We start from the raw sequence: 20,977 nt of genomic DNA on the forward strand, positions 1-20,977 counted from the left end.
ACTGATAGAGTAGTCACATCTTAAATCTTCATACTGATAATATAGACAAATATCCTCTGCCTTTAGCCGTATTAAGTAGTCACATGCTGGATTTGCAGAGCCCGTGCTTGCTTGTTCGGCAAGACAAATTGCCCCTCGCATGGGGCAGTTTGTCTTCGTCAGATGCGCTGGCATGTGCCCTCGCCCGGACTTGTTGTTCGGCTTTGCAAAGATATTGTATCCATCTGTTTTTCTCTACTTTTTATCGAAGCTTTTTTCTTTTGCCAGATCTTTATCTGTACTCCCTCTTCCTTATGCACTACGCCGGGAGTTTTATAACCGACACTCATGTGCGGTCGGCGGTAGTTGTAGAAGTGGATGTAGCGCCCAATCACACTTGTGGCATGTTCGAGGCTATCGAATACCCCTTGTTTATAGAGGCGTTCCACTTTGATTATCCCATTGACACGTTCCGCCACGGCATTATCCGTGGGCTTGTAATCCTCTGTCATGCTGATAGCAATGCCATAGTGTTGAAGCCGCTCCACGTAGGCATCGCAACAATACTGTACTCCACGGTCTGAATGGTGTATCAGACCTTCCAGATTCTCACTTCCTGTCATCTCCACGGCCTGGTCTATGGCCTGCTGCAATGCTTCAAGCGTAGCGGATGCACGTAGAGTGTTTGCTAGGCGCCATCCCACTATTTTATGAGAATAAGCATCCGTAACCAGATGCAGGTAACAGACATCTCCACCGGCAAGCGGTATATATGTAATATCGCTAACCCACAGTTGATTGGGCGAAGTTGGAACAAAGCCTTTTATCAAGTTTTTCCACTTATGGTAGCGGTGGTTGGAATTGGTTGTGCTCCTGCCTTTGCGGGGAGGAAGCATCAGACGGTGCCGGCGAAGCAGCGTATAGAAGCTGTCGCGACCGGGCATGAACTTCTCTCCGAAGAGGGCGATGAGCATGATCCACAGCTTGTAACCACCAATACCGGGATCCTCACTACGTATCTCACGTACGGTATCCAGCATGAGACGCTCATTCTTTACCTGGACCTCAATGTCTGCCTTGGACTGGTAATAGGCTTGACGACAATGGCCAAACAGACGGCAGGCGGGTGCAACTTTTATTTTGCCCTGCCCGACCAGTTCCGTTACTATTTGGCCCCAGATTTTTTTCTGATGGGAATGTTAAAATACTCTTCTGCACGCGTAATCATTAAATCACGGGCTTCGGTTTCCAACTGCGAGAAGGCAAGCGCCTTCTCTAACTCCTTAACGCGCTTCTTGAGTTGCGCATTTTCATCCTGGTAATCTTCTTTGCTTCGATTGCTCATATCCGTAGGGGCTTGACAAGGAGCTAAAGATACCTCTTTTACCTCTGATTCATACTTCGCCAACCATTTATTTAACAAAGTTATACCACTAATACCATGTTGTTTGCAAAAACGAGTTTTGCTCATACCTGATAGATAATAAGATTGAAGAAGATGCAATTTCTCTTCTTCGCTGTAATGCTGATGTTTTTCCCGCATAGTTATTACACATTTTATTGTTTTTGAATGTGTCTACCTATATCAGTATAAGACATTGTGTTCATCGGCTGCTTTCTATAGGCCGAAAGCGAGCAGCCGAAAGCCGGTATTTATAATACACAAAGATAACACAGGTTTGTCCCAAAAGAAAGTGAAAAAGCAAAAAAATAAAGAAAAAGTGGTAGATAAAGGCATATAGTGGTAGATGCTTTTTCACCTGCCACCACAGATGTAAGAGTTGTTAAACAAGGTATTCAAAGAACAGTGGCAGTTATTGCTGTTGTTTTTACTAATTGAAATATGAAGTAACTGATGGTCTATATTCAATTCGGATTGGGAGTTTGTTCGCATCGTGCGGAAAGGAACGCCTTTTGTGCGAATACACACGTTTTCCGCATTCAAGGGGCAGAGGTAACAAACATTCTAATAACCGGTTACGGCATTGGCACAACTTTTGCGTCTTCATTTATTGCGATCAGCATCTTATGGACTTTTATCGGCTGTATGCAGAAAGGAGATAAACCGAAAGGCTGCTGATGCCGGTGCGGAGATTTTAAACTATATATTTGAACAAAATATCATAACAAACAATGCTAACACACTATATCAAAGTTTCTTTCCGGGAACTGCTTAAATACCGGACCCAATCGGTCGTCAGCATCATCGGTCTGGCTGTCGGATTTACTGCCTTCATCTTAGGCGGCTACTGGCTATGGTGGGAAACACATTTCGATAGTTTCCACCCGGAGGCAGACCGGCTTTATTGTCTGACGACGGAAGGGCTTGTCAAACGTGCCAACGGGACGCAAGCCGATCTGGACCAGTTGCATATTAACGACCGGGAAGAATTGTTTAAATTGCTCCCCGAAATTGAAACTTCCTGTTCATTTAACCATCTCAGCTTTACCCTGAAACAGGATAATGAGACAATCACTCTGCACGGGATGGAAAGCGGACAGTCTTTCTTCGAGCTTTTCCGGACTGATTTTATCGAAGGAACACATAAAGGGATCGCTCCCGACGGCAGTTCCGTCATACTAACGGAGCGGACAGCCCGCCAACTGTTCGGGACAACGAGCTGCATCGGCAAGGAGGTGGCATTGGACGATAACCTGCGTCCTTCGGTAGCTGGTGTCATACGGGATTATCCGGACAATACTGATTTGCTGTTCGACTTCCTGCTGATCAGGACACCCGAACCCAATCATGTCAAACGCATGACGACCTACGTGCGACTCCAAAAAAGTACAAACGTAGCTAAAGTACGAAACAAACTGGCGCATTATAAAAGTCATGCCGAAGACAAATGGGATCGGGAACAGGTAAAAGATTGGAAAATAAACTTGTTGACGGCCTCCGAAGTGCATCTACGATGCCATCCCGAACTGACGGACCGCATCCGTAACATCCATATCCTGGCATTAGCCGGGGCAATGGCTTTCCTGAGTGCTCTTATCAACCTGCTTGTCCTTTTTATCGGGCAACAGCAACGGAAACAACAGAAAAACCGGACGTATCTTTGTGTAGGAGCCTCAACCGGAAGCATGATCCTAAAAGGTTTTACCGAGTTGATCTTGCCCTTGATCATCGCTTTTATGGCCGCTTTCTGCCTGATCGAAAGCCTCTATCCCTATTATGAAAGCTACACGACATGGAACAGGTACGGCATCTATGAAAACATCAGCCGTCATCTTTCACGTACTTCGCTTTTCGGCAATACGCTGTCGCTCGCCGGAATCAGCATTCTGGCTTTCCTTCTTATCTGTTATTATCCGATACGGAATCTTTTGGAACACAAGATACAAAGACCGGTCCTCTTTAAACAAAGCCTGATCGTTGTCCAGATATTTATCGGTTCGTTGTTCTTTATTACCTCTTTGGGATTGTTCCGGCAGTTGCATTTTATCCTTTCGAAAGACAAAGGGATCGATTACGAACGGGTCATACAGGTCAATTTAGGCTACAGCACCGCCCACCAGACAGATCTGAGCGTCCTGAAACCGGAAATGGCCAACCATCCGTATGTAGAGGGAGTCACCTTTACCTGCGAAAACGCGCCGGTCTTTACGGAACAGGGAGATTGGTACGGTTCTTTCTACTCTCACTTTTGTTTCGACGCGAATGAATCCGACCCAAATAGCAACAACGCGGTAGTGGTTACCGACAAAGACTTCTTTTCGTTCTTCAACCTGCAACTGAAAGCTGGCAGCTGGCCGACGGAGGCAAACCCATACAGCTATCTCGTAAATGAAACTTGCCTGCAATCATTAGGATACACAGACCTGCTTGAACGGCCTATATACAAAAGAGGGCAGGCGAGCCAAGCCAATGTTTGCGGTGTCATAAAAGATTATCTCTATGCCCCGATGCAATATCCTATATTACCGCTGTTCTTTACCACGTATGACAATCCGAGGGTAAAAGACTTCGTGCGTCCTTACCTTCTTTATGTCCGCTATGCAAAAGGGCATAAAAAAGAAGTGCTGGAACATCTTCGTGAGATAACATCGCATATTCAGAATGACAATGTCAACCGGAGCAAAATGTTCACGGAGCTATCCGATCTGGTCGACCTTTTCAACCGGCCGGAGAAAGTGATCTTTACCATCTTTAGCATCCTTTCTCTGGTTTGTATACTGATCTCCACTTTCGGCATCTACTCATTAGTGAGCCTCGCCACCGAACAACGCCGGAAAGAGATTGCGATCCGCAAAGTAAACGGAGCTACGTTTTATCACATCCTTCAACTGTTCTTCCGGGAGTATTTCCTGTTAGTGGCATTAGGCAACGCTTTTGCCCTTCCGGTCGGCTACTTGGTAACAAAACGCTGGTTCGAAACGTATGCCAATCATACCACGTTGCCGGTATGGTTGTTCCTTCTGGTCTTTCTGATCACCAGCGGAATCGTGTTGCTCTCTATTTTCCGCCAAGTTAAAAGGGCGGCCGCTACCAACCCGGCGGAAATTATTAAAACCGAATAATAACAAAAGACATCACATCATGTTCAGACACTACTTAAAAATGGCCGTCCGGCAGATTCTTAAAAACAAGACGCAATATTTGCTTTCCATTATCGGAATCGCAATCGGACTCCTTTGCTTCAGCATGACCTCTTATTACATAAGAAGATTCAATAACCAGTTTACGGCTTGGGCAAACAGTGACCGAATGGCGAATGTATATGTCAAATCGACTCAAAACAACTATGAGAATCCTTATATTCCAGGCAAAGTTGTGCAGGAGTTGATGGGGAATCCGATAGCCGGAATCGGACGGGTTGCTTATTCATACGGATACGGGCGTGCTAATATCACCCTGTCCAAAGACGGTCAGGAAGAAGTTTCGTTCCAATGCAGTTTCCAGAATATCACAAAAGACTTTCCGGTCATATTCGGCGTTCAGACGTTGGAAGGACAGGTACCGGCGTTAGAACCGGGAGAAGTCTGGATCAGCAAATCAGCGGCGGAAAAGATATTCGGTCAAGAGAATCCTATCGGAAAAACGCTCTATTTCAGCCGGGCGGACAGCGATACGTCTGCCATCCGATATTCCACGATCAGCGCCGTTATCAGGGACCTGCCGGACGGGGCGCGTGAAAAGAGCGACCTCTATTTCCCGGAGACAGCAAGCATCCAGCCGAAACGTGAATACCGCGATCTGGTGATCCTGCTGGATAAAAATGTCTCGAGCAAGGAAATAAACCAGCGGCTACGCCAGCAAATACCGGCTTTCGGTGAAAAAAACGATTGCTATCTGGCTGTACGCACTTTTAAGGAAGAGATGTACAAGCCGGACAATATCAGTGCGACATTCTTCATCCCGCTGATCGGCTCTCTGATATTGATTGCTGCAATGATAAACTTCCTGAAGTTCTGTATCCAGTCGTTCTATAACCGGACGCGCGAACTCAGTCTGAGAAAGTGTTTAGGCTCGGACTCAAAAGGGTTGTTCGGTTTGCTCTTCAGTGAAATTGCGGTCCTTTTTATTTTGTCGGCATTGACGAGCCTTGCTCTGATCGAATGGATTATACCTGTCTATTACCAATATATGGCTTCGAAAGAATTGATCAATGAAAACCTGTTTATCCACACGCCAACCTTGATCCGCCAGGAAATGGAATACCTCGGTTTCCTGTTCATTCTCTGTGCCTCGATTGCTGCATTAGCCGTTTTCCGCATCAGGCACATAACATTGACGGAAGGTGTGAAAGGTATGAAACGAAAGAAACATAGTGTAAGAAACTTCATGCTGGGAGTCCAGTTGTTTATCTGTTTTCTTTTTATTGCAGGAGCGATCGGATTAGGAAACATATATCAGCTCGCGGAAGAAAAAAGGAATAACACTTTGACGGAAGAAGAATGCGATCGTATCTGGAAGATGGAACTTTGGGAACCGCAGGTACAGGGGCATGAAGAGGAAATCGTCTCCCGTATCCGTACGCTTGCAGGGGTGGAAGATGTCCTGCTGGAAACTACCGGCAAATATCTGGATTATAAGAACAAACATGGAGAAGTGCTACATGGGCTGCAATACCTTACCGGCAAGAATTATCCGTCTTTTATGAAACTGCCGATAGAGGGAAGGATGCCAGAGGCTTCTAACGAGATACTGGTTTCGCGTTCTCTTATCTGGGAATTGGAGAAAGACGGGGAAAAGAACCCGACATCCGTGCAATTAGGCGATCAGACTTTCCAGATCACCGGCATATACGGGCAGCTCCCGTTCGAACCGGTATATAACAGGGAACAGACAGCAAAAGCAAATCAATATCTGCGTTTCTCTTTCATCACCGTTCCCGAAAAAGCAAATTACAGAACAGTCTACGTCAAATGTGTAGCCGGACAGGAACAGAACATACGAAAAGAAATACTCAAAATCGTACATAGCCGGCTGCCGGCATCCATTCCCTTCCTGTTGACCACCAAGCAGGAAGAGCGATTCCGGTCCAACGGGGAGTCGAAATTGATAAGCGACCTGTTCACCCTCCTGTCCGCCATCAGTGTAATCATCACGGTTTTGGGTATCTATTCCGCCATTACGCTCGACACAGTCAGCCGGCAAAAGGAAGTTGCGATACGCAAAATTAACGGGGCCGGGCCAAAGGTTATCGCTCTCTTATTCGGAAAGCTGTATATTCGTTTACTGGTTATTTCAGCCATCCCTTCGTTGGCAATTGTCTATATCCTCCTGTGGATATTGACGAAAGAAAAGATAACGATTGCCCCTGCATGGCTGAACAATCCACTGATGTGGTTAGGAATTATTCTTCTAACCGCCACAATCGTATTCGTAACCGTCGCCTACCGGATCTGGCTGATTTCACGGTTAAACCCGGCGGAAGTAATCAAATCAGAATAAAACCAATATGATGTTTGCACACTATTTCAAAATAGCATTCCGTCACCTGCTTGCCCAAAAAGGGCAAACACTGATCTGTGCTATCGGCCTTTCAATGGGAATCTTAGTATTCTCGGTCTGCACCTATATAGTCACGCTCATTTCAGAAGTGAATCATCAGTTTCCCGAATACAAACAGATGGCAGAGTTAATTCCCTATAACGACAGGGGAGGGAAATGGTATGCCTATCCTTATTCGGAAGTAAAAAAGCTGAAAGAGGCACGATTACCTGAAATCAGAAAAATCGTATTTGGCAGCCGCGAAGGGAACAAGGTGTGTTCCTTCCAAACAGGCCAGCAGAAGGAGACCGTTTTTGAATTGGCTTATACTAAAATCAATGACGGCGTGCCCGATTATTACTCCATGCAACTCGTCTCCGGCACGATCAAAGAGGCCTTCCATTCCCCTTTCTCATTGCTTATTTCTGAACCTATGGCTAAAAAAGTATATGGGAACAGTCATGAGGCGGTAGGAAAGACGGTCAAAGTGGAAAATGTGTTTTATACAATCCGGGGGGTTATCAAAGAGCTATCGTTGCCCAATCAGTTGACCGGGACAAAGAGAGCCGAATTATTCCAATGTTGCACGGAAGACGAACTATTAGAGCTAAACGCCCGCGTGGCACTTTTGCTCACACCGGATGCCGACATAAAAAAACTGAACCGCAAAATAGCAGAATTGGGAATTTGCTTCAACTATAGCCATATCGACCCCCGTTTCGGGCTGGGCGATGAACCGTATCATTTTAAAGTTGAACGTATCAATGAAGAGATGAGAGGGGCAAAAGGATTTGCAGACAGGATATTATTACAGAGTTTAGGTTTCCTGATCCTGTTAAGCGGTTTGATAAACTTCTTCAACCTGAGTATCGGTTCTTTCTATAACCGCACAAGGGAATTAAGTATGCGAAAAAGTATTGGTGCCGGTAACCGGCATTTGTTCTTCCAACTATTTATAGAACAAGCACTCACTATATTATTGGCAACAATCCTTGCTTTCTGCCTGAGTGAAACATTCCTGCCGTGGGGCATCCAATTGTTGGATTCGGTCACGGAAACCGGAATCTATCTGGATATACAGGCTTTTTGGCTGGAAACGGCCGTCATCTTCCTGGAATTATTAATCGTAAGCGCCTTTATCGTCGGTATCACAATCTGGCGCATCCATAAGATCCCGACAATGAAAGGGATGAGAGGTGGTAATGCGACAGGCAACAAACATCGGGTACGCAACGTGATGTTGGCTATTGAGTTCCTTATCTGCCTGTTGTTTTTAGGTGGTTCCGAAATGCTCTACCTGCAGAACAGCAAAATGGATGCCAGCATCTATTCCACCTGTCCGAAGGAAGAACAGGAACGAACATTTATAGTCCCGCTCACAGCCGGGCAGTTAAAAGGCATTGAAAAAGAAGTAATTCGAAAGCTCACGGAAAACTCACTGGTCACGGAATATCTGCTGACAGAGAATACGACCTTATGCAATTCCGAAACAGTCAGTCATATAACGGTAGAAGATATTGAATACCTTATCCTGATTCTCAAAGTTTCACACAATTTCCCGGAATTTATGCACATTCCCGTTCTACAAGGAAAAAGCCCCGATGGAGAAAAGCAAGTCATAGTCACAAAAGCTTTAGCCGACGCGATGGAAAAAGAGAAGATGGGAAACAGGTTATCTCTTGACAGCACAGATTATACCGTCTGCGGAATAATGGATAATATCTCCCAATTATTCAAATACGAAGAAGGCTATTATGCTGTTATGCCTGTAGAAAATCCGCGATATTGTTACCTTCGTTGTTTACCGGGCAACGAACAAAAACTGATCCTGCATATTGACCAAGTTATGCGGCAGTGGATTCCGAGTACACTTCCGGTTCAGGTTAAAACGTTTTATGAAGACCTGAATAACACGATGCTGGTACTTAGGATTATGCAATACATACTGATCGTTTGTGCCTTAATGTGCATCTTTATTACGATATTAGGGATTTATGCGGCTATCACGTTGGATACTGAAAAGCGACAAAAAGAAGTGGCCATCCGCAAAGTAAACGGAGCCACGTTCGGAAATATCGTGCTATTATTCGGTAAGTTATACATACGCATTTTCTGTATTGCCGCATTGTTCGGTGTCCCGGTTTTATGGAGTCTCGCGACCTCCATACAGGAGGATTTCCGGGAAAAATATAATTTCAACAATCCTCTGTTCTGGCTCCTTCTTTTGACTGTAACAGCCGGCATCATTGCTATCACAATCGGGTATCGCCTCTACAGAATTGCCCGTATCAATCCGGTAGATACGATTAAAACGGAATAAAGATCAATCATTTAGGATTGCAATTCAAATCAATGTTTACCTTTAGCCTGTTAAACTATAAAAACGAAACTATGAACTATCATCGAATCCTTCACCAAGCTTCGGGTATTCTCCCGTAATCTTTCTTCTTTTGCACAAGAAAATGATTCCGACAAACAAAAGAGCCTTTTAGAAAGAAGTAGCGAACTCTTGAACGATCTACTTGATACAGACGGAGATTTTACGGAAAACGAATCGACCGTCGAACTGAATCTTGCCATCCTCAAGATGAAGAGAACAATAAAAAAGAAAACCAAAAACTAATTAAGCTAATACATTCCAAAAACAATTAACATTTTAAATCGATAAGACAAATTACACTAATTATAGCTTATAAGAACAGTAACTTATCTACTTTCGCATCAAATTTATGGATTTTAATGCACAAACAGCTACTTATAGTGATGTTGATTTGTCTGAGAGGTGCCGATTATATATCGGCACAGCAATGGACAAAAAAGGATTCAATCTGGCTTCAGAACGTTCTATCCGGTAAAGAAAAGCTGGAACTGAATCCAGAGACGATGAAAGCGATTCAATCAGGTTCTTTTATCAACCTGGATGAACCGGCTTCTAATATGAAGATGTCGCCAACTACCCCGTTACCCATTCTTAAAGATTTTACCGAATACATACGTACGGATTCGACACACCGCAAGAAAGCCATGAAAGACCTCCCGCCGGGCGTCTTTTGGCTATACGCTCCTCCTCCCGGAAAAATCCTACCGGTCTACAAAAATATGCTCGAAGCGTGGAAAAGCGATCCTATGAATCGTTCTCATAATACAGGCTTTGCCACTTTCGACTTCGCAGAAATGACCAGCAGAAAGAGTTATATACACAAACGTAATGCCAAAAGAGAGGGGACGTGGAAGAATTACAACAATCTGCCAACTCCCGACATCATCAAGAAAAAGAAGAAATTAGCAGAAGATCATCCGGAGATAGCCGGACAAGATACACTTTTGTTACACAAAGACTCGTTGCTGTCGAAGGACACGACACACGTAATATCCCCCGCTATGATGAACTAAATAACCTATAAGATAACTTTTTTTCAAAAAAGTCGTATTATTTTGCAACAATTTAGTGTTATATAACGTCTTATAGTTATACAAGAAACATTAATCGGAAACAGATTATGACAAAAATACAACTATTAGCTACGCTGTTGGCACTTTTCATCATTGCCATGCTGGGAGCATGCAGCAACGAAGACTATTCGGAACCGGATGTATTCAAGGTAACGCCTGACCTCCGTGCCCGCATCAATACAGGGGTAAAAATGGCCTCCCGTAAAGAGAAGGGGCTGTTCAATGAGAAATTCAACTCCTTCCTAAATAAGTGCGATGAAATGGGACCGGAAAACACCCCTTACCAATATATGGAAACGGAAGAGTATGCCGACTTGAAAAACCAAGTCCTGTCATCCTCTCCCGCTGCCTGTTATCTGCTAATGGACCGCTATCTGAAGCGTAACCCGCCGTTCTTCTCTTTCATTCTGAACGATCTGATCGAAACAGCCTATCCCAATACGGCGGACGAAATTGCCAATCGGATGAAATCATCGACCACCGTACAGGAGACAATGGAACTATTTCCCCAGGTTTGCCTGGAGATCTGGCTGGATGAGATAGAGAAATAGTTAATTTATTCAAAAAAAACAGCTTTTCTATTGCATGTAAAATATCTTTTGCATTAATTTGTCTGACAAATAAGATTAATCATAATTATCGTCTAATATTATTGCAATGGATACATTAAAAGTACATAATCAAACAATCACCCTTGTGGACCAGGTTGAAGACAAACTTCTCAACTATTTAAAAGAAAAAGATATTCGTACAGGAGATTCTATTCCAAATGAATTAGAATTAGCAGCTGCACTTGGTGTAGCCCGTAGCGTTCTTCGAGAAGCATTAAGTCGGCTAAAAATGATGGGAATGATAGAAACTCGTACTCGCCGGGGAATGATCCTAACAGAACCGACTATTCTTGGAGGCATGAAACGAGTCGTCGATCCACGTATCTTAGGAGAAGAGGCACTTTTTGATATTTTAGGATTCAGAATTGCTTTGGAGATAGGGATATGTAGTGATATTTTCAGAAATATTACCCCAGAAGACATTTTAGAACTTGAAGAAATAGTAAAAATGGGAATTGTTTTTGAAAACAATGAATATGCTCCAGTCAGTGAGTTTACGTTTCATGCTAAATTATATGAAATTACCGGAAATAAAACTATTTCCGAATTTCAAGGGATTATTCATCCTGTAATGATCTTTGTGAAAAATAAATTCAAAGATCTATTAGAACCTATTAATATAGAAATGAAAGAACAAGGTCAGATAATCACTCACGCAGATCTTCTTAAATTTCTCAAAAACAGAGATGAATCAGGGTATCGAAAAGCTATTGAACAACATTTTGAAGTGTACAAAAGATTTTTGAATAGCAGAAAATGAATAACCAACTTGTTAATAATATGTCTAATACAATCAAAATAGAAATAATTCTTCTGATTTGTTTCTTGAATCTATTTCAAGGCAAAGCTTTAAAAGGAAGTATGTCTTCAACTAATTCCAGATTGGAAAAAATCGAATGGGATAATTCTTTAACATTACCTGATCTAAATGGAAAACCAAATATCGGAGTTGCGGGTGCTTTTTCAGGTTTTATAGGTAATAACCTGATAATTGCAGGAGGAGCGAACTTCCCAGACACTACACCTTGGAATGGAGGGCATAAGACTTATTGGAATACTATATATTATATAAATACAACCAAACCAAACTCTAAATGGATAATATCATCAGAAGGTATGCCAAAGCCTTTGGCATACGGCAATTCTATAGAATTGCCTACAGGAATATTATGCATTGGAGGTTGCGACTCCGCCCAATGTTACAATGATGTTTTTCAAATTCAACTAATTGATGGACAAATAAAAATTGATACAGACTGGCCAGTCCTACCTGTACCCTTAGCAAATGCAACCGCCTCTTTACTAAATGAAAAAATATATGTAGCCGGAGGTCAAAAAAGCACAAAAGACCCAGAAGCGACCAACCATTTTTTTGTTCTGGATCTCAACAATCGCAATAAAGGTTGGAAAGAATTACCATCATGGCCTGGAGAACCTCGAGGATATGCGGTTAGTGTATCCCAAAGTGACGGTTTTGATAAATGCTTTTATCTTTTTAGTGGACGTAATTACAAAGCCAACGGATACATAAAAACGCTTACGGATGGCTATGTCTTCAATCCTCGTTTAAATTCATGGAAAAAAATAGAACAAAACTTTCCAGTTATGGCAGGCAATGCATTGGCCTCTGGAGCAAACCATATTCTTTTTTTGGGCGGTGTACCTCAATTAATTTCAGGTTCTGATAACCATCCTGGTTTTGATAATACAATTCGCCTTTTCCACACTATCACTCAAAGTTTGATAAAAAAAGAGATTGTTCCTTATCCGATCTCTGTTACAACGAATATTGCCAGAAAAGATGATACATTCTATATCGGAAGTGGTGAAATTAAACCTGGTATTCGCACATCTCATATTCTGAAAGGTAAAATTATTCCATTCGAAAAGAAATTGGGGTTAGCTAATATAATTGTTATCATTTTATATTTTGCGTCTCTTGCCTGGATTGGCTACTATTTTTCTAAGAAGCAAAAAAATACAGATGATTATTTTAAAGGAGGAGGACGACTCCCTTGGTGGGCTGTCGGATTAAGTATTTTTGGAACAAGTTTAAGCGCTATCACATTCATGTCCATACCTGCAAAAGCTTATTCTTCCGATTGGAGCTATATGCTTGTAAACGCAGGCATCATAATGGTTGTTCCTTTAATATTGTACCTGTTTATTCCTTTCTATCGAAAATTGAATGTTACAACTGCATTCGAATATTTGGAACAACGGTTCAGCCCTTTAATTCGCGTACTTTGTAGTTTAGCTTTCATCCTGTTTCAGATTGGCCGTATGGGAATCGTCTTATTCTTACCCGCCATAGCCTTGAATGTCGTTACAGGCTTTGACATATTTCTTTGTATAGGACTAATGGGAGCATTAAGTCTTATCTACACTATGATGGGAGGTATTGAAGCAGTAGTGTGGACTGACGCTTTACAAGTTGTTGTCTTATTAGGTGGTGCTATTTTGGTTATTATTATGGCAGCATTCAATATTCCAGATGGGATCTCTGGTATTATCCAAGAAGCTGCAACTGACAATAAATTCGACCTAGGAAGTTTAAATTTTGACCTGAAACAATCGACTTTATGGACTGTACTAATTGCAACTTTTTTCACCAATTTAACAACTTATGGTACAGATCAGACAATGGTACAACGCTATATGACTACCGAAACAGAGAAACAAGCTCGGAAAAGTGTATTGACAAATGCAGTTCTTACTATTCCTGCGACACTTCTTTTCTTTTTCGTAGGTACAGTATTGTATGTTTACTACAAAAATAATCCGACAGATTTAAGTTTGACAATCACAGACGGTGATGCTATTCTCCCATGGTATATTTATTCTCAACTACCGGAAGGTATCACAGGGCTTTTGATTTCAGGGATATTTGCAGCAGCCATGTCAACTCTCAGTAGCAGCATGAATTCAGCCGCAACAGCCTACATTGTCGATATTCATAGTAAAATAGTAAAAAGAGAAAGGGGAGACAGCTTACACACAGCTAAAATAGCGACCCTTTTCTTAGGAATTTCAGGAATTGCATTTGCTTATATGATGGCTACATGGGAAATAAAATCATTATGGGACGAATTTAATAAAATATTAGGTATCATATTAGGCAGTCTAGGAGGACTTTTCCTATTAGGAATGATTACACGAAAAGCTAATACATCAGGAGCTTTATGTGGCATTATCGGCAGCATATTTATACAGTTGATCGTCATTCAACAACAGTCCGTACATCTTTTACTATACACAACTACAGGATTTGCCTCTTGCTTCATTATTGGGTATACAGCAAGTTGGCTTATTCCCTGTAAGACAAAAGATATAGATCATCTAACAATTTACAAGATATTCTCAAAAAAATAGAAACATGAAAAATTATCAACGTTTAAAAGGATTGATTGCGGCATCTTTCACTCCTATGGATGCCAAAGGAGAGATTAATCTTTCCGTAATCGATAAGTATGCAGATCTGATGGCTAAATCTGATATGACAGGAGTGTTCGTATGCGGAACGACCGGAGAGTCTCAATCTCTAACAACAGATGAGCGAAAAAGCATTCTGGAGCAATGGGTTAAGTCTTCGAATGGCCGTTTTAAGGTTATAGCTCATGTAGGAAGCAATTCACAGGTAGAAGCGATAGAATTAGCCCACCATGCAGCAGAAACAGGTGCTAATGCCATTGCAGCAATGGCACCTTGTTTCTTCAAACCGGAAACAGTCAAAGACCTGATTGACTTCTTTGCTCCGATAGCCCATAGTGCAGAAGAACTACCATTCTATTATTATAATATGCCATCTATGACTGGTGTATCTTTATCAGTTGCCACCTTCCTGACAGAGGGCAAAAAAGTAATGCCTAATCTTGTGGGAACAAAATTCACACATAATAACCTAATGGAAATGGGTGAATGTTTAGCATTAAATGACGGTGAATTTGAAGTGCTTCACGGGTATGATGAAATTCTAATCTCAGGATTAGTATTTGGAGCGATAGCAGGTGTTGGAAGTACCTACAACTATCTCCCCGAAGTTTACCACGGCATTTTGAAAGCAGTTGAAAAAGGAGATTTCCATAATGCAAGGAAATTACAGATGAAATCAATAGAAATAGTAAAAATAATCATTAAATACGGAGGAGGTGTACGAGGAGGAAAAGCAATTATGAATTTGATCGGAATAGATTGTGGTCCATGCAGACTGCCCATTCCTGCTGTAAGCAAGGAAGAATATGATATGCTGAAAAACGATTTACTAAAAATCGGTTTTTTATCTAAATAAAAAAGACACGGGGAATAAAACTTTGACCGGTGATTATTCCCTCGTGTCAATCTTAAAATAGCACTATTTTAAAACCAGTACAAAGATGAATAAATTAAATCATTTATGTTTACTGTTAGTCCTCTTATTATTCCCTTTTATCTCAATTTCTGCTCAAGAAATGAATATTTCGGGCGTTGTTATAGACAACGATGGACTAACTATGCCAGGAGTTTCTGTTTCTGTCAAAGGAACAACAACAGGTTCTATTACCGATATTGACGGTAAATACAGCCTCAATGTACAAAAAGGGGCTACTCTTCTTTTCTCTTTTATCGGATACTCTACAAAAGAAGTAAAGGTAGAAAAGGATAATATTATAAATATCACACTTAACGCCTCTACTATAGGCTTGGATGAAGTTGTAGTAGTCGGTTACGGAACACAATCAAGAAGAACAATCACTTCTGCCATTACAAAAGTAAGTGGCGATGCATTGAAAAATGTTCCGGTAAATACTATTGGTGAAGGCTTGAAAGGTAAAATTGCCGGAGCACGCCTATATTCCAATAACAATACCCCGGGAGCCGATGCTACGATCCGTATCCGTGGTGGTTCTTCTATCAATAAAAGTAACGACCCTCTGATCTTGGTAGATGGTGTCGAACGGGCATTCTCGGGTATTAATCCAAATGACATTGAATCTATCGAAGTTTTAAAAGATGCAGCATCCACTGCAATCTATGGTTCAAGAGCTTCTAATGGTGTAATTCTTATCACTACAAAAAAAGGATCAGCCAATCAAGCCCCCCGAATAACATTCGAGGCCAACTTGGCACTACAACAAGCAGAAACATTGTATGATTTTATGAATGCCGAAGATTATATCAATACTGTCCGTCCTGCTGTTGCCTTAGGTCCAAAATCTCACTATAACTTTATGGATGGCTATTCAGCAAGTTCCGGGAATACAGAATCCTCAATCTATTCAACTCGTTACCTAAAAGATGGGGAAAATGTACCAGCAGGATATAGATATATGCCGGATCCATTAGATCCAACTAAAACATTGATCTTCCAAGATAACAACTTTCAAGACGAAATCTACAAAAACGCACTATGGCAAAACTATTACGTAGGAATTGATGGAGGAAGTGAATCAGTCAGATACAGTGCCAGTGCAGGATATACAGATGACGGAGGAGTCGCTTTAGCAACAGGTTATTCCCGTTTAAGCATGCGAAACAATTTGGATGTAAAAATCAATAGTAAATTATCCTTTGCGATGGGTTTTGATTATTCAAAAACCAATTCTTCCGAATATCCCAATCAGATGAATGTAATATCAAGAGGTTTAGCAACTCCACCGACTCAAAAGAAATACAATGAAGATGGAACACCTACAAAAGGCTATAATGCAACCTCTCCTAACCCATTGTGGTATCAATATTACAACGACCAAAGCAAAGAGGAAAAACGAATGTCTGCATTTGGGAAGCTGACATATCGTATTATTGACGGCCTGAGAGCAGACGTACAAATGTCCACTTACAATCATCACTGGAGGAGTGACAGTTTCGAAAAAGCCAATGAATTTAGTGGCTTACGCACTACTACAGCTAAATTCGGAGAATTAAACAGAAACAAATTGGAAGCCTATGGAACATACAATAAAACAATCAAAGATCATTCCTTCTCTGTAATGGCTGGTTATTCCTATCAGAAAGATAAAAATCAATCAATGGAAGCAACCGTTACAGGTGCCAGTTCAGATAAAGTTCCGACATTAACAGCAGGACCCAATAAAAAAGACGCAAAAAGCGATTTCACAGAAGATGTCACAATTGGTTATTTCGGCCGATTATCCTATGATTTTCAAAAGAAATATTTGTTTTCTGCAACATTTAGAGAAGACGCTTCTTCCCGTTTTGCGACAGGAAATCAATGGGGCTTTTTCCCTGGTGCTTCTGTGGGTTGGGTTATGTCTGACGAATCCTTCATGCAAAACATAAAAACCATTGATAACTTGAAATGGCGCATAAGTTATGGACAAACAGGTAACAATGCAATCGGGCTATATGACGCTTATGGCAAATATTCAACAGATGCCAAATACGATGGAGTTGCAGGAATTGTCCCGTCTACTATGCCTAATTTAGGATTAACATGGGAGGTTTCTACACAGTTAGATGCAGGCTTCGATTTGTCAATGTTTAATAATCGTTTAAACATCAGTGCAGACTATTTCGACAAAAGAACTGACAACCTATTATTTAGCAAAGAATTACCCAATACTTCCGGTTTTGCCAATGTTCAAACTAACATCGGTAAAGTCAAATTCTATGGTTTCGATGTCGAAATCAGTTCCACAAACATCGAAACAAAAGATTTTATATGGACATCCAAATTCACATGGAGCTACGTAAAAAATAAAGTTTTAAAACTCCCTGATAATGGACGAGACAAAAACCGTATAGGAGGTATTACCTTGGCAGATGGAACAGCCTTTGGGGGAACAGCAGAAGGAGAACCGTTGTATCGTTATTATGGCTATGTAGTTGACCATATTATTGAAACACAAGAACAGGCAGACAATGCAATGTATGATAATTCTGCAAAAGGTTATCGGCCTTCTGATGGGAAAAACATAGCCGGACGTAAAGAAATCGGTGATTACGAATGGAAAAACCGTGAAGGCAGCCAAACAAAAGATGGGAAAGATTATATTGACAGTCAGGATCAATTCTTGCTTGGTTATACAGTTCCACATTCAACCGGAGGTTTGAACAACAATTTCACTTATAAAAATTTCACTTTGAATATCTTTTTAGATTGGGCTTTAGGCCACTCCATCAACAATAATTCAGAAATGCGTTATTTCATGAATACATTTGCAAACAATTATACGCTAATTGATGAAGTAAAACAATGTTGGAAACAGCCGGGCGATAATACAAAATACGCACGTTTTACTGCCAATGATCCGGATGATGGAAATGCTAATTTTAGCCGTACATCGAATGTGTTCAACTACAAAGGCGATTACCTCTGCATCCGTGAAATAAGTCTGCAATACAATGTACCGACAAATAAGCTGACAAAACTGGGTATTCAAAATTTGGCTATTACATTAGCAGGAAACAATCTGCACTACTTTACAGCTGTAAAGGGTGTCTCTCCTGAAGTGGGTGCTTCTACGACCTATAATAAGGATTATTACAATTATCCTCCTATTCGCAAATATTCCGTAGGAGTAAAAGTTACTTTCTAATCAAATGATTTCTTAAGTTATAAAAACATTTATATCATGAAAATCAAAACAATATTATCAATATTATTGGCTGGAACTCTACTTGCTTCATGCCATGGTGATCTGAATATCATCCAGAAAAGTGAAGTATCAGCCAACTCCATGTGGCAAGATGAAGGAGATGCTACTTCTGCCATGTATGGCATGTTCAATAAATTCAGAGCGACATTCAGTACTGGTTACATTTACTGGGGAGAATACAGGACCGGTCTTTGGGCAGACGGTTTAGCCGGACAAACAGCACGTGACCAAGTATATCAAAATCAGATACCAACTAACCATGGTTATGCAAATTGGGCTGATTTATATACGACAATCAACAATGCTAATTTGATTTTAAAATACACACCGGATATTGCGTTCAATAGCGAAGATGCTAAAAACAAGATTTTAGCAAACGCGTATTATGTAAGAGCATTTTGTTACTACTGGATTGGACGTATCTGGGGAGATGCTCCCATATTACTGGACGGATTTGAATCGGATCAGCAAGAAGGGCTTTTTCCGACTCGTCAACCAGCCGAAGATGTTTTCAAACAGGTAGGAAAAGACATCAACAATGCTTTAACCTTGATGCCTACATCTGTAACAGACAGAAATTTGGCATCATCAGGAGCCATTAATATGCTGAAAGCAGACTACTATTTATGGATGTATAAAGTACGGAATGCAGGAGAGTCAGCACTCGACAATGCAAACACTGCTGTCCAAGCTGTTTTGAACAACTCAAATTACTCACTTGAAGAAGATTTCGGCAATATTTTTTACAACGAATTAGGTAATGAGATTATATTTGCGTGGAGTTACATTCAAGATGAATATACAGGTGGATATCCAGGAGATTATCTGGTTCCTTCTCAATATGTTTCTGTCGAAGCAATAGAAAATCCGGTGAAAGTAGGTAGCCATCAGCAATGGTGCTTCTATACAGAAGATTACAAAGCTTTACTTTCAGAAAATAAAGAAGATCAAAGAACAATTGTAAGTTTCGAAACATATTTCGATGAACCGAAAAATGCAACATTTCAATGGATCAATAAATTTGCCGGAACATGGACAAACGGAACACGTATCTTTGATTCAGATATAATCGTATACCGTTATGCAGATGCCATCCTGTTTGATACAGAAATCAAATTAGCAAAAAATGATATTACCGGTGCGATTGCTTCACTTAACAAAATAGCGGAACGGGCTTACGGTAAAAAGGACTTCTATCCTTCCTCCATGGCTGCTAATGATTTGAATGAAGCCATTGTAACAGAGAGGATGAAAGAGTTTGCTGCCGAAGGTAAACTATGGTGGGATTTCATCCGTTTAGGAGTTGTCTTCAAAAAGGCTCCTTATCTGGTTGGTCGTGAAAACGAGCTAAATATTTTGTTATGGCCCGTAGCTCAGACATCAATCAATAAGAACCCGAATATCACACAGACTCCGGGATATGATAAATAATTGATATTTATGCATCCGTTAACACATACAACTCTTGTCGGCAACTGGGCAACTCTTTTGCTGGCAACAAATAAAAACGGAGAAATAGATTATAATCGCATGGGAGATGAAATAGATATCTTAATAGCATCATCTCCCTGCGGAATCTATTCGAATGGGACAGCGGGAGAGTTTTATACTCAGGACGAAGAAGAGTTTATAAAAATAAGTGAATTACTGGCAGAGAAATGTTCCGCTGCCAGTATTCCCTTTCAAATTGGTGTCAGTCACATGAGCCCACAAATATCTCTGTGTCGGCTACAAGCTGTCAAGTCTCTAAATCCGGGAGCAGTCCAAGTGATCTTACCTGATTGGTTTCCGGTCACATTGGAAGAGTCTGTTATTTTTTTGCAAAGAATGGAAGAAGTTGCAGACGGAATTCCTATCGTCCTTTACAATCCGCCACATGCAAAAAAGATACTTTCTCCTCATGATTGGATGTATCTAAAACAACACATACCATCTTTGATCGGTGTCAAAGTTTTTGACGGAAACCGGAATGCCGAATGGTATAAACAAATCAGAGAAAAGGTACAAGGATTATCCGTTTTCATTCCAGGCCATAATCTGGCAAGCGGTATATTCTCCGGAGCTCATGGAGCGTATTCCAATATAGCTTGCCTAAACCCTTTTGCTGCTCAAAAATGGTATGAACAAATAATAACGAATAAGGATATGGCACTCGAATTGGAGAAACGTATTCATCTGTTTATGGACAAATTGATAACCCCTTTCATCGTAAAAGATCATTTTCCAAATCATGCTTGTGATCGTTTTATGGCATTAGTAGGAAAATGGGCTGATATAGGCAGTCATTTGAGATGGCCTTATCGTTCGATACCGGAAGAATTTGTTATTAAAGTAAGAAAAGAAGGCAGCCGTATCATTCCAGAATTTTTCAATCAATAATCTCAAATCAGTTAACA

13 protein-coding genes are annotated in these 20,977 nt (G+C 41.1%); 11 read left to right on the forward strand and 2 right to left on the reverse strand.

Annotated elements, in window-relative coordinates; translation table 11 throughout:
• Positions 1-158: 158 nt before the first annotated feature.
• A complete protein-coding gene (locus ACPYIV_RS13290; protein WP_425886495.1) occupies positions 159-1,160 on the reverse strand; it encodes an IS3 family transposase in 1,002 nt (333 codons plus the stop codon).
• Entirely contained in the window at positions 1,145-1,522 is a 378-nt protein-coding gene (locus tag ACPYIV_RS13295; protein WP_425883291.1) for a transposase, read from the reverse strand. The genes ACPYIV_RS13290 and ACPYIV_RS13295 overlap by 16 nt, the downstream gene beginning before the upstream one ends.
• A 590-nt stretch (positions 1,523-2,112) precedes the next feature.
• Here ACPYIV_RS13295 and ACPYIV_RS13300 point away from each other — a divergent pair.
• The 11 genes from ACPYIV_RS13300 to ACPYIV_RS13350 all read left to right on the forward strand — a co-directional run bounded on the left by ACPYIV_RS13300 (position 2,113) and on the right by ACPYIV_RS13350 (position 20,960).
• Entirely contained in the window at positions 2,113-4,503 is a 2,391-nt protein-coding gene (locus ACPYIV_RS13300) for an FtsX-like permease family protein (RefSeq protein ID WP_425883421.1), read from the forward strand.
• Positions 4,504-4,522: 19 nt separating this feature from the next.
• Positions 4,523-6,880 carry an ABC transporter permease gene (locus ACPYIV_RS13305; RefSeq protein ID WP_425883423.1) on the forward strand — a complete coding sequence of 786 codons (2,358 nt, stop codon included), beginning with the start codon at positions 4,523-4,525 and terminating at the stop codon, positions 6,878-6,880.
• Between the two features lie 7 nt (positions 6,881-6,887).
• The gene (locus ACPYIV_RS13310; RefSeq protein ID WP_425883425.1) at positions 6,888-9,239 is read left to right on the forward strand and encodes an ABC transporter permease; all 2,352 of its coding nucleotides are present in this window, start codon (positions 6,888-6,890) and stop codon (positions 9,237-9,239) included.
• Between the two features lie 443 nt (positions 9,240-9,682).
• Entirely contained in the window at positions 9,683-10,312 is a 630-nt protein-coding gene (locus tag ACPYIV_RS13315; RefSeq protein ID WP_302137972.1) for a DUF4858 domain-containing protein, read from the forward strand.
• Positions 10,313-10,419: 107 nt separating this feature from the next.
• Complete coding sequence (locus tag ACPYIV_RS13320) at positions 10,420-10,923, forward strand: hypothetical protein (RefSeq protein WP_293739079.1); 504 nt, start codon at positions 10,420-10,422, stop codon at positions 10,921-10,923.
• 106 nt (positions 10,924-11,029) lie between these two features.
• On the forward strand, positions 11,030-11,743 hold the full coding sequence (locus ACPYIV_RS13325) for a FadR/GntR family transcriptional regulator (protein ID WP_301706220.1): 714 nt from the start codon (positions 11,030-11,032) through the stop codon (positions 11,741-11,743).
• A 20-nt stretch (positions 11,744-11,763) separates the two neighbouring features.
• Positions 11,764-14,355: a sodium:solute symporter family transporter gene (locus ACPYIV_RS13330; RefSeq protein ID WP_425886522.1), complete on the forward strand. Its 2,592-nt coding sequence runs from the start codon at positions 11,764-11,766 to the stop codon at positions 14,353-14,355.
• A gap of 4 nt (positions 14,356-14,359) precedes the next feature.
• A complete protein-coding gene (locus ACPYIV_RS13335) occupies positions 14,360-15,271 on the forward strand; it encodes a dihydrodipicolinate synthase family protein (protein WP_425883428.1) in 912 nt (303 codons plus the stop codon).
• 85 nt (positions 15,272-15,356) lie between these two features.
• A complete protein-coding gene (locus ACPYIV_RS13340; RefSeq protein WP_425883430.1) occupies positions 15,357-18,521 on the forward strand; it encodes a SusC/RagA family TonB-linked outer membrane protein in 3,165 nt (1,054 codons plus the stop codon).
• A gap of 36 nt (positions 18,522-18,557) precedes the next feature.
• Positions 18,558-20,012, forward strand: a complete 1,455-nt coding sequence (locus ACPYIV_RS13345) for a RagB/SusD family nutrient uptake outer membrane protein (RefSeq protein WP_425883432.1) — start codon at positions 18,558-18,560, stop codon at positions 20,010-20,012.
• Between the two features lie 9 nt (positions 20,013-20,021).
• Entirely contained in the window at positions 20,022-20,960 is a 939-nt protein-coding gene (locus ACPYIV_RS13350; protein WP_234212590.1) for a dihydrodipicolinate synthase family protein, read from the forward strand.
• Positions 20,961-20,977: the final 17 nt, after the last annotated feature.

The sequence above is a fragment of the Parabacteroides vesiculifaciens genome, assembly GCF_049860805.1.
Classification (GTDB): domain Bacteria; phylum Bacteroidota; class Bacteroidia; order Bacteroidales; family Tannerellaceae; genus Parabacteroides.